Annotated in this window: 11 protein-coding genes; 9 read left to right on the forward strand and 2 right to left on the reverse strand. The window is 72.3% G+C overall.

Annotated elements, in window-relative coordinates; all coding sequences use genetic code 11:
- The first annotated feature begins 14 nt into the window (after positions 1-14).
- Complete coding sequence (locus AC27IY_RS13805; protein ID WP_487178172.1) at positions 15-506, forward strand: DUF3291 domain-containing protein; 492 nt, start codon at positions 15-17, stop codon at positions 504-506.
- Here AC27IY_RS13805 and AC27IY_RS13810 read toward each other — a convergent pair.
- On the reverse strand, positions 452-1,519 hold the full coding sequence (locus tag AC27IY_RS13810; RefSeq protein ID WP_423448765.1) for a DUF3866 family protein: 1,068 nt from the start codon (positions 1,517-1,519) through the stop codon (positions 452-454). The genes AC27IY_RS13805 and AC27IY_RS13810 overlap by 55 nt on opposite strands.
- Before the next feature lie 38 nt (positions 1,520-1,557).
- Between AC27IY_RS13810 and AC27IY_RS13815 the strand changes: the two genes are divergently transcribed.
- From AC27IY_RS13815 to AC27IY_RS13845, 7 genes are all read left to right on the forward strand, one after another.
- On the forward strand, positions 1,558-2,508 hold the full coding sequence (locus tag AC27IY_RS13815) for a helix-turn-helix transcriptional regulator (protein WP_344215479.1): 951 nt from the start codon (positions 1,558-1,560) through the stop codon (positions 2,506-2,508).
- Positions 2,509-2,551: 43 nt separating this feature from the next.
- Positions 2,552-3,544 carry a helix-turn-helix transcriptional regulator gene (locus tag AC27IY_RS13820; protein WP_487178173.1) on the forward strand — a complete coding sequence of 331 codons (993 nt, stop codon included), beginning with the start codon at positions 2,552-2,554 and terminating at the stop codon, positions 3,542-3,544.
- On the forward strand, positions 3,541-3,696 hold the full coding sequence (locus tag AC27IY_RS13825; protein ID WP_344215475.1) for a hypothetical protein: 156 nt from the start codon (positions 3,541-3,543) through the stop codon (positions 3,694-3,696). Before AC27IY_RS13820 ends, AC27IY_RS13825 begins: the two co-directional genes overlap by 4 nt.
- Before the next feature lie 65 nt (positions 3,697-3,761).
- Entirely contained in the window at positions 3,762-4,079 is a 318-nt protein-coding gene (tatA, locus tag AC27IY_RS13830; RefSeq protein WP_344215473.1) for a Sec-independent protein translocase subunit TatA, read from the forward strand.
- 43 nt (positions 4,080-4,122) lie between these two features.
- Positions 4,123-5,061 (forward strand): twin-arginine translocase subunit TatC, encoded by a 939-nt coding sequence (tatC, locus tag AC27IY_RS13835; RefSeq protein ID WP_487178174.1) that lies wholly within the window; start codon positions 4,123-4,125, stop codon positions 5,059-5,061.
- A 46-nt stretch (positions 5,062-5,107) separates the two neighbouring features.
- Positions 5,108-6,004, forward strand: coding sequence for a diacylglycerol kinase (locus AC27IY_RS13840; RefSeq protein WP_423448763.1), 897 nt, complete (start codon positions 5,108-5,110; stop codon positions 6,002-6,004).
- Between the two features lie 94 nt (positions 6,005-6,098).
- Positions 6,099-8,825, forward strand: coding sequence for a DEAD/DEAH box helicase (locus AC27IY_RS13845; RefSeq protein WP_329575539.1), 2,727 nt, complete (start codon positions 6,099-6,101; stop codon positions 8,823-8,825).
- A 39-nt stretch (positions 8,826-8,864) separates the two neighbouring features.
- Here the strand turns inward: AC27IY_RS13845 and AC27IY_RS13850 are convergent, their stop codons facing one another.
- Positions 8,865-9,053 (reverse strand): hypothetical protein, encoded by a 189-nt coding sequence (locus AC27IY_RS13850; protein ID WP_423470495.1) that lies wholly within the window; start codon positions 9,051-9,053, stop codon positions 8,865-8,867.
- A gap of 391 nt (positions 9,054-9,444) precedes the next feature.
- On the opposite strand from AC27IY_RS13850, the gene AC27IY_RS13855 reads away from it, so the two are divergent.
- A partial coding sequence (locus AC27IY_RS13855; protein ID WP_487178175.1) for an ABC transporter ATP-binding protein occupies positions 9,445-11,127 on the forward strand: 1,683 nt, incomplete at its 3' end.

Below are 11,127 nucleotides of genomic sequence, written 5' to 3' on the forward strand. Positions count from 1 at the left end.
GGGGAGGAGGTGATGTGCTGAGCGTCATGCATCTCGCCCAGCTCAACCTCGCCCACATGCGCGCGCCCATCGACTCCCCCGAGCTCGCCGAGTTCGTCGCCCTGCTCGAACCGATCAACGCCCTCGCCGACGCGGCCCCCGGGTTCGTCTGGCGGCTGAAGGAGAGCGAGAGCGACCCCACCGCGACCGTCCAGCACGAGTACGGCGACTACCTGCTCGTGAACTTCTCCGTGTGGGAGTCGCTGGAGTCGCTGTGGAACTACGTCTACCGCTCACCGCACCTGGACGTGCTGCGCCGCCGCAGGGAGTGGTTCCAGCGCATGGCGGAGCCGGCCATGGTGATGTGGTGGATCCCCGAGGGCACCATCCCGACGCTGGCCGAGGGCATGCGGCGGCTCGAACGCCTCAGGACCGAGGGCCCGAGCCCCGAGGCGTTCACCTACAAGGACGCCTACGACAGCAGCGAGGCCGCGAACCTGCCCGCCGCCGCCGAGGCGAGGAAGTAGGCCAGGTCCTCCTCCAGACCCCGGCCCATCGTCGAGAGCCGGACCGGTGCCGCCCGCAGCGCCTCGTGCAGGCCGTCCACCGGCACCGGCACCAGGCGGTGCCGCACCGCCAGCAGCTCGGCCTGGTCGCGCACCCGCGCCCCGAACTCGCCCGGCAGATCGGGCACCGGCACGTCGGCCGGGCAGAGCGCCACCCGCCCGAACGCGGTCAGCGAGTGATGCGACACCCCGTGGTGCCGCTCGCGCAGGTCGCCCTCGCTGACCCGCAGCGCCGCCACCGGCCGCCCCCGCAGCACCCCGGCCGCGTTGACCGCCTCGCCCGCCTGCACGCCCGAGAAGCCCCAGCGGGTGCCCGAGCCCAGGTTGCCCGGGCCCTGCGCGACGATCGCCACGTCGGCCTCCAGCACGTGCCTGGCCGCCAGCAGCGCCGTGTGCACGGTCACCGCCTCCAGGTCGCCGCCGAACGCCTGGCCCGCCGTCACCACGCCCGCCAGCCAGCCGGTCTCGCGCAGCCGCGCCGCCGTCATCGAGAACCACGCGGGCAGCGCACCGCCGTCCTGCATCACGTACGCCACCCGCGTGCCCGGCGCGGCCTCGTACAGGCCGGCGAGGATCGGCGCGAGCGCCGAGTGCAGGTCGGCCACCACGACGGGCATGTCGTCCAGGGAGTCGGCCTCGCGCAGGACCTCGTGGTACGGCGAGTCCTGCTCGTCCGCGCCCGCCACCGTGGCCTGCAACGGGGTGTACCGGGCCTTCACCAGGTGCCCCGGCCCCTGAGGATCTTGCGGCAAACGGTTCGGGACGGCCACCACCATGGCGTAACCTCCCGTACCGAGACCCATCGCGAGTGCGGTCGTGTTGAGCAGCACCTCGTCGCCGGGTTCCGGGCGCCCCACCAGCGGGGGGTACGCCAGCGCCCGGCACTCCCCCTCGGGGACGGCGACGTCCAGCTCCACCGCTCCCGGCCACTCGCGTCGGATCCGTACGACCTCGCCCTTGCGCCATCTGATCACGGGGGCAGGGTAGCGTCGATGAAGGAGGAGTGAGGCAGATGTCGCGCCGGAAGACGGAACGGCTGCTCAATCTCGTCATCTGTCTGCTCGCCACCCGGCGTCCGCTGTCGGCCGAGCAGATCCGCCAGGCGGTCCCCGGCTACGACCGCGACGGCGACGAGGCTTTCCAGCGCATGTTCGAGCGGGACAAGAACGAACTGCGCGAGATCGGCATCCCCATCGACGTCGTCCGCGACCCGTGGGAGGACGAGCCGGGCTACCGCATCCAGCGGGAGTCGTACGAGCTGCCGGAGATCACCCTGGAGCCCGACGAGGCCGCCGTGCTCGGCCTGGCCGCCCAGGTGTGGCAGCGCGCCAGCCTGGCCGAGGCCGCCTCGGGGGCGCTGCTCAAGCTGCGCGCCGGCGGCGTCGCCACCGACCAGCCGGTCGGCACCGGCGCGCTGGAGCTGCGCGTCGACACCCGCGACCCGGCCTTCCCCGCCCTGTGGGAGGCCGTGCGCGACCGGCGCGCGGTCCGCTTCGACTACCGCGGCGCCGGCAGCGAGAGCGTACGCGCCCGCACCGTCGAGCCGTGGGGCGTGGTGAGCCGGCGCGGCCGCTGGTACCTCGCCGGGTACGACCGCGACCGGCAGGCGCCGCGCGCCTTCCGGCTCAGCCGCATCGCCGGCCAGGTCGCGCACGTCGGCAAGCCGGGAGCGGTACGCGTGCCCGAGGGCGTCGACCTGCGGGCCATGGTCGGCTTCCCCGACGAGACGACGGACGAGCGGGTGGCCGTCGTACGGGTGCGCCAGGGGGCGTGCGAGGGGGTGCGCCAGCTCGCGAGGGCCGTACACCCCGGCGTGGACGGCTGGGACGAGGCGGAGCTGACCTTCTCCGACCCCGAGCGGCTGGCCGGCTGGATGGCCAGCCTCGGCGGCGACGTCGAGGTGGTCGAGCCGCCGGACGCGCGCGAGGCGGTCATCCGCAGACTGAAGGGGGCCATGGCATGAGCCGGGCGGCCACGAGACGGGTCAGGAAACAGGGGGAAGACGCATGAGCGGGAGCGCGGACCGGCTGCCGCGGCTGCTGGCGCTGGTGCCGTACCTGATGTCCCATCCGGGGGCGCAGGTCGGCGAGGTGGCGGCAGTGTTCGGCCTGAGCGAGAAGCAGCTCATCGACGACCTGCAGCTCGTGTGGATGTGCGGCCTGCCCGGCCACACCCCCGGCGACCTCATCGACGTCTCCTGGGACGGCGGCGAGATCATCATCGACAACGCCGACACGATCGCCCGGCCGCTGCGGCTCGGCATCGACGAGGCCAGCGCCCTGCTGGTCGCGCTGCGCATGCTGGCCGCCCAGCCGGAGCTGGCCCTGCCCGCGGGCAGGGATCAGGCCGGTGGGGCGACCGGTGACGCCCTCGCGCGGGTGACGGCCAAGCTGGAGCGGGCCGCCGGCGAGGGCGCCGCCACCGTCAGCAGCCAGGTCGCCGTGGACGTGGACGCCGCCCCCGACGCGCTGCCCCGCGTCCGCGAGGCGCTGACCGGCGGGCGGCGGCTGTCGCTGCGCTACTACGTGCCGGGCCGCGACGAGGTCACGCCGCGCGAGGTGGACCCCACCCGCGTGCTCGTCGTGGACGGCCGCGCCTACCTGGAGGGCTGGTGCTACCGGGCGGAGGCGATGCGGCTGTTCCGCCTCGACCGGATGCTCGGCGTGGACGTGCTCGACGTGCCCGCCGACCCGCCCGCCGAGGCCGAGCCGATCGACGTCACCCGTGGCGTCTTCCGTCCCTCGCCCACGGACGAGCTGGTCGAGCTGGAGCTGAGCGCGGCCGGGCGGTGGGTGGCCGAGTACTACCCGTGCGAGGAGGTCGCCGAGCTCGGCGAGGGCCGGCTGCGGGTGGCGCTGCGGGCCCGCGACGAGGACTGGATCGTCAAGCTCGCGCTGCGGCTCGGCGACACCGGCCGGGTCGCCGCGCCGCCCCGGATGGCCGAGACCGTGCGCGCCGAGGCCGAGCGGGCTCTCTCCCTGTACGCTCACGGGTCATGACGTGGATCATGCCCGCGGCCGTCGTCGTGGCGGCCGGGCTGGCCGTTCTGGGGGTCCTGGGGGCCCGCGTGGTCGTGGCCGCCCGTGCCCTGAACAGGGAGGTTGCTCGAATTAACCAGCAATTCAGGCTGAAAGCGGACTCCAGGGGATGAGGCAGGGCCGTCGGCAGCGTACGATCGGGTTTGGACAGCACACGGCTCACCTGTAAGGACGTCACATGAACCTGGGAGCTCCGGAGATCATCCTGATCCTGGTGGCATTGGTCCTGCTCTTCGGGGCCAAGAAGCTGCCGGACCTGGCCCGTGGCGTCGGGCGGTCCCTGCGCATCTTCAAGGCCGAGACCAGCAAGATGAACGACGACGACGACGAGCGTCCGACCGTCGTCCAGGCCCAGGCCCAGCCTCCGGCCCAGCCCGCGCCCCCGCAGCAGATCCCGGCCCCCGCGCCCGCGGTGTCGCTCGAGGAGCAGGCCCGCCAGCTCGAGGAGCAGGCCGCCCGGCTGCGTGCCTCGGCGCAGGCCGACAAGCGCGCCTGAGCCTTCCCCTTCATCCGTCCCTCGTCCCCGAGGACTCACCTAGATGGCGCTGCTGAAGAAGTCGGGCCCGAAGCCGTCGCGGGACCCGGAAGGCCGGATGCCGCTGATGGAGCACCTCCGGGAGCTCCGCAACCGGCTGCTCATCGCGATCGCCGCCGTGGCCGTCGGCCTGATCGTGGGCTGGATCGTCTCCGGTCCGGTGTGGGAGATCCTCAAGGAGCCCTACTGCCACACGGACCAGGCGCGGCAGCTCACCGGTGAGTGCAGCCTGACCTACAACGGCATCTTCTCGTCGTTCTTCATCACGCTGAAGATCGCGCTCATGGTCGGTCTCGTGGTGTCCTCGCCCGCGTGGCTCTACCAGATCTGGGCGTTCGTCACCCCGGCGCTCTACCGCACCGAGAAGCGCTACACGCTGACGTTCCTGGGGCTGGCGATCCCGCTGTTCTGCCTCGGCGCCTGGCTGTGCTACTTCATCATGGACACCTCGCTGGCCTTCCTGCTGGGCTTCTCGCTGGACGGCACGGTCGCGACGATCGCCATCGACGAGTACCTCGACTACGTGCTGATCATGTTGCTGATCTTCGGGGTGTCGTTCGAGCTGCCGCTGCTGCTGGTGTTCCTCAACATCATCGGCGTGGTCTCGCACGCCGCGATCGCCAAGCACCGGCGGCTGGTCATCTTCCTGATGTTCGTCTTCGGCGCGGTGATCACGCCGGGCGGCGACCCCATCACCATGATGGCGCTGGCGACCCCGATGATCGTGCTGTTCCTGGCCGCCGAGCTGTTCATGTACCTCCGCGAGCGCAGGCGGCCGGCGGACGAGTTCGCCGGGCTGTCCGACGACGAGGCCTCGCCGCTGTCCGACGACGACAGGCCGCTCGACGACAGGCCGCTCGATGACGTGCCGCTCGGTGACGCCCCGCCCGCTGACAGGCCGGTCGGCGACAAGCCGGGCGACGGGGATCCCGCCGGGCGATAGCGGGCGGAGGATTCCGGTTCCGCGCGATAGGCGATAGGTTCCGGGCGTGTCCCCCCAACTCGCCGTGCTCGTCAACCCGGCCGCACGCGGCGGCCGGGCCCTGCGCCAGCTCGAACCCGTGGCGCGCCGGCTGCGCGCCGGCGGGGCGGAGCTGTCGGTCATCGTCGGCTCCGACGCCGCCGACGCGCTCGAACGCGCCTGCACCGCCGTCGCCGAACGCCCCGACGCGCTCGTCGCCTTCGGCGGCGACGGCCTGGTGCACCTGGCCGTGCAGGCCGTGGCCGGCACCGACGTGCCGCTCGGCATCATCCCGGCCGGCACCGGCAACGACATCGCGGCCGCGCTCGGCGTGCCGTGCAAGGACCCGATGGCGGCCGCCCGGGTCGTGCTGCGGATGAAGTCGCGGCTGGTGGACGCCGCCCGCGTGCGCGCCGGGCGGGCCGAGGAGCTGTTCGCCGGGGTGCTGTGCTGCGGCTTCGACTCGCGGGTCAACGAGCGGGCCAACCGGCTCACCTGGCCGGCCGGGTCGGCCCGCTACGTGGTGGCCATGGTGGAGGAGCTGCGCTCGTTCCGGCCCGTGCCGTTCCGGCTCGTCCTCGACGACGACGAGGTGATCGAGCGGGAGGCGATGCTGGTGGCGGTGGCCAACACCCGTTCGTACGGCGGCGGCATGCGGGTCTGCCCCGACGCGCTGCCCGACGACGGGCTGCTCGACGTGGTGATGGTCGGGGCCCTGCCGAAGGGCGAGTTCCTGCGCGTCTTCCCGAGCGTCTACCGGGGCACGCACGCCGGGCATCCGGCGGTGACGGCGCGCAGGGCGCGGACGGTGCGCCTGGAGGCCGCGGACCCGGCCGGGCTGGTGGCGTACGCCGACGGCGAGCGCGTCGGGCCGGTTCCCGTGGAGTGCGAGGTCCGGCCGGGCGCGCTGCGTGTCCTCGTTTGAAATCTACTTTGTAAAGGCGTCGGGCCCGGATCGCCCGCACCCGGCCCCGTACGGAAGGACGGACCGGAATGGCGGTTTCGGTAGGCTGACGGGTATGACAACGCCAGCGGAACGCTATGCGGCCTTCCGTCAGAAGCACGCCGACGACGGGGCCGCGCTCACATCGTTCCGAGGTCTCTACGACTTCGAGCTGGACGACTTCCAGCTCGACGCCTGCCGCGCCCTGGAGGCCGGTGACGGCGTCCTGGTGGCGGCGCCGACGGGGTCGGGCAAGACGGTCGTCGGCGAGTTCGCCGTCCATCTGGCCCTGCAGCAGGGCATGAAGTGCTTCTACACCACCCCCATCAAGGCGCTGTCCAACCAGAAGTACAACGACCTGGTCAAGCGCTACGGCACCGCCAAGGTGGGCCTGCTGACCGGCGACAACAGCGTCAACGGCGAGGCCCCGATCGTGGTCATGACCACCGAGGTGCTGCGCAACATGCTGTACGCGGGGTCGGCCACGCTGGCCGGGCTCGGCTTCGCGGTGATGGACGAGGTCCACTACCTGGCCGACCGGTTCCGTGGCGCGGTGTGGGAGGAGGTCATCATCCACCTGCCGGAGTCGGTCCGGCTGGTGGCGCTGTCGGCGACGGTGAGCAACGCCGAGGAGTTCGGCGAGTGGCTGGGCGACGTGCGCGGCGACACCACGGTCATCGTCGACGAGCACCGGCCGGTGCCGCTGTGGCAGCACATGATGATCGGCAACCGCGTCTACGACATGTTCGTCAACGACGACCTGACGCCGCGCATCAACCCCACGTTGATGCGGGTGACCAGGGACGCCGAGCGGCTGATGGCGGGCCGGGGCAGGGGGCGGGGCTACGGCCGGCCGCAGCGGGCCCGGCCGCCGGACCGGGTGCAGGTGATCGAGAAGCTCGACTCCGAGGGGCTGCTGCCGGCGATCACGTTCATCTTCTCGCGGGCGGGCTGCCAGGCGGCGGTGCAGCAGTGCCTCTACGCGGGCATCCGGCTCACCACCGACCGCGAGCGGCACGAGATCCGCCAGCTCGTCGACGAGCGCACCGCCCACCTGCCCGACGAGGATCTCGCGGTGCTGGGCTACCTGGAGTGGCGCGAGTGCCTGGAGCGCGGGCTCGCCGCGCACCACGCGGGCATGCTGCCGGCCTTCAAGGAGGTCGTGGAGGAGCTGTTCACGCGCGGGCTGGTCAAGGCGGTCTTCGCGACGGAGACGCTGGCGCTGGGCATCAACATGCCGGCCCGCAGCGTGGTGATCGAGAAGCTGGACAAGTGGAACGGCGAGACGCACGCCGACCTGACGCCGGGGGAGTACACCCAGCTCACCGGCCGGGCGGGGCGGCGCGGCATCGACGTCGAGGGTCACGCCGTGGTGCTGTGGCAGCCGGGCATGGACCCGCTGTCGGTGGCGGGGCTGGCCGGCACGCGTACCTATCCGCTGCGCTCCAGCTTCCAGCCGTCGTACAACATGGCGGTCAACCTGGTGGGGCAGTTCGGCCGTGAGCGGGCGCGCACGCTGCTGGAGGAGTCGTTCGCGCAGTTCCAGGCCGACCGGGCGGTGGTGGGGCTGGCCAAGCAGCTCCGCAAGCACGAGGAGGCGCTGGAGGGCTACCAGGAGGCCATGACGTGCCACCTGGGCGACTTCCCCGAGTACGCCGCGCTGCGGCGGCGGCTGTCGGACCGGGAGGCCGAGCTGTCCAAGCAGCGCGGCGCGGCGCGGCGGGCGGCGGCGGTGCGCTCGCTGGAGGCGCTGCAGCCGGGCGACGTGATCCGGGTGCCGGGCGGGCGGCGGGCGGGGCTGGCGATCGTCCTGGACCCGGGCCGCAACCCGCGCGGGCACGGCCCGAGCCCGCTGGTGCTGACGATCGGCAAGCAGGTCAAGAAGCTCGACCCGGCCGACTTCCCGGTGCCGGTCGAGCCGCTGGAGAAGCTGCGCATCCCGAAGAACTTCAACGGCCGCTCGCCGAAGGAACGCGCCAACCTGGTCTCCACGCTGCTGGCCAAGATCGGCGACCGTGACCTCGGCAAGCCGCCGCGCGTGCGTGACCACGCGATGGAGGACGACGAGATCAACGAGCTGCGCCGGCGCATCCGGCAGCATCCGTGCCACGGCTGCGACGAGCGCGAGGACCACGCCCGCTGGGCCGAGCGCTACTACAAGCTGCTGCGCGAGACCGAGGGGCTGCGCCGCCGGGTGGAGGGCCGCTCGCACGTCATCTCGCGGACGTTCGACCGCATCTGCTCGGTGCTGGAGCAGCTCGGCTACCTCGACGGCGAGACCGTCACCGACGAGGGCCGTCGTCTCGGCCGCCTCTACACCGAGCTCGACCTGCTGACGGCCGAGAGCCTGCGCCAGGGCCTGTGGGAGGAGCTGGACCCGGCCGAGCTGGCGGCGTGCGTGTCGGCGCTGGTGTTCGAGTCGCGGGCGGCCGACGACGCGCGCCGGCCGAAGATCCCCGCGGGACGGGCGCAGGACGCGCTGACGGCCATGCTGCGGCTGTGGGGGGAGCTGGAGGGCATCGAGTCCGACCACAAGCTGTCGACGCTGCGTGAGCCGGATCTGGGCTTCGCGTGGGCGGCGTTCCGGTGGACGAAGGGGCACACGCTGGACGCGGTGCTGATGGACGGCGTCAACGGCAACGAGCTGGCGGCCGGCGACTTCGTCCGGTGGATCAAGCAGCTGATGGACCTGCTGGGGCAGCTCCAGAACGCGGCGGCGCCGGGCAGCAGGATCCGGCAGACGGCGGGCAAGGCGGTCGACGCGATGCGGCGCGGAGTGGTGGCGTACTCGTCGCTGACCTGACCCGCCGAGTCCGGTGAGTGAGGGCCGGTCACTCGGCCCTCACTCGTCGCCGCGCGCGATGCCCGCGACGGTGAGCGCGAGCCCGAGCACGCCGGTGACGATCCCGGCGACCGTCAGCGCGCCGCCGTCGAACACCAGGTGGAGCAGGCCGAAGTCGCGGTCGAAGACGTGGACGGCGACGAGGGCGCCGAAGCCCTGGATCATGAGGAGCACACCGAGGATCGTCATGCGTCCCATCGTGGCGACCGGTGAGGGGCCGGCCATCGGCCGAAAGTAGCGGGCGGGGCCGACTTGTGGCCATGCCCGGGAAGAACCGTTGGCGGTGGCGTGACGATTCTTTGGTTCATTTACTCATTTGCGGCGGATTTAACAAGAACGATGAGACGCCGTTCTCGTCGCGTTTTACCGGTCAAGCTTTCACGGTTTCGGCTGAAATGTCGTGAATTATGCGACTTGGTCGGGTAACGTCCGAATTGTCAAGTGTTCGGCCGTTCAACGGGGGAGGAATCATGGCGAACACGCAGCTCACTCACGTCGGGTACCAGCAGGGATGGGGCTGCCGGCGTCGCTATTGGCGCCGCCGCTGGGCCTGCGCCCGCCGCAGGTGGTGGGGTTGGGGGTGCTGACAGCGCCACGTGAGAGCCGGCGGCTCAGCCGCCGGCTCTCCTTTTCCGCCTCCGGCCGCGAACTCGCCCCGGCGATCACCCTTCGCCGGACTTTCCGCGAGTTCTGGCCGGACACCCGCGGGCTGCGGCCGTTGTTCGCCGCCGGAGTGGTGTTCGCCGTCCTGGCCGCGCTGTGCGAGGTCGCCGCGATCCGCCTGTTCGGCCACATCACGGACGAGGTGCTCACCACCCGGGACCTGGGGGGCTTCTGGGTCCCCGCGTTCAGCTGGCTGGGGCTCGCCACGGTCGCGGGGGCGGCGTCGTTCGCCGGGGCGTACGTCACCGCCCTCGCCGCCGAACGCTTCCTGCTGAGACTCCGCGACCGCATCTTCGGCCACCTGCAGACGCTCGCGCCCGACTACGCCGAGAAGCGGCGGCTCGGCGACCTCATGGCCCGGCTCACCGACGACGTCGAGGCCATCGAGGAGCTCGTCGGCTCGGGGCTGGTCAAGGCGATCACCACCGCCGCCAGCGTGGTGTTCTTCGCCGGGGCCGCGTTCCTCGTCCGCTGGGACCTGGCGCTCGTCACGCTGGCCCTGATCCCGGCGTTCCTGCTGGTGTCGAAGCTGTTCGCGGCGAGGTTCCGCGTCGCGGCCGCGCGCGAGCGGCACAGCAACGGCGCGATGAACAGCGTCCTGGAGGAGGGGCTGGCCAACCAGCCGCTGGTGCAGGCGTACAACCGGCAGCGCGACGAGGCGCGCAGGCTGCACCGCGAGGGGCGGACGTGGCTGCGCGCCAACCTGTCGCAGGCGTGGCTGTCCGGTCTGTACGGCCCGGTCGTGCAGGTCATCGAGACCGTCTGCTTGATCATCGTCCTCGGCGTCGGCGCGTGGGAGATCGCCGCCGGCCGGCTGACCATCGGCGGTCTGCTGGCCTTCGCCGCGTACCTGGCCCTGCTCTATCCGGCCGTCCAGGGGCTCGGCGAGCTGGCGCTCACCGTGTCGGAGGCGGCCGCGGGCTCCGACCGGATCATCGAGGTCCTGCGGGCCAGGCCCGCCGTCACCGACGCCCCCTCGGCCGTCGCCGCCGGCCAGGGACGGGGCCGCGTGGAGTTCGACCGGGTCGGCTTCGCCTATCCGGGACGCGCCTCGCGGCCCGCGCTGCGCGAGGTGTCCTTCGTCGCCGAACCCGGGGAGGTGCTGGTGATCACCGGGCCCAGCGGGGCGGGCAAGTCCACGCTGGCCAAGCTGCTGCTGCGCTTCTACGACCCGGACGAGGGCCGCATCCTGCTGGACGGCGCCGACGTCCGGAGCCTGACCCGCGAGTCCCTGCGCGAGAACGTCACCGTGCTGCACCAGGAGACGATGCTGTTCTCCGGGTCCGTACGGGACAACATCGCCTACGGGCGGCCCGCCGCCTCCATGGAGGAGATCATCCGGGCCGCGGAGACAGCCGGCGTGCACGAGTTCGTCAAGGATCTGCCCCGGGGGTACGACACGCCGGTGGGGCAGCGCGGGCGGCTGCTGTCCGGGGGGCAGCGGCAGCGCGTCGCGATCGCCAGGGCGGTCCTGCGGGACGCGCCGGTGCTGGTGCTCGACGAGCCCATGACCGGGCTGGACGAGGAGACGGCCGCGCAGGTCATGGCGCCGCTGGGGCGGCTCATGGCCGGGCGGACGACGATCCTCATCACGCACGAC

The sequence above is a fragment of the Nonomuraea sp. B208 genome, from assembly GCF_057536035.1.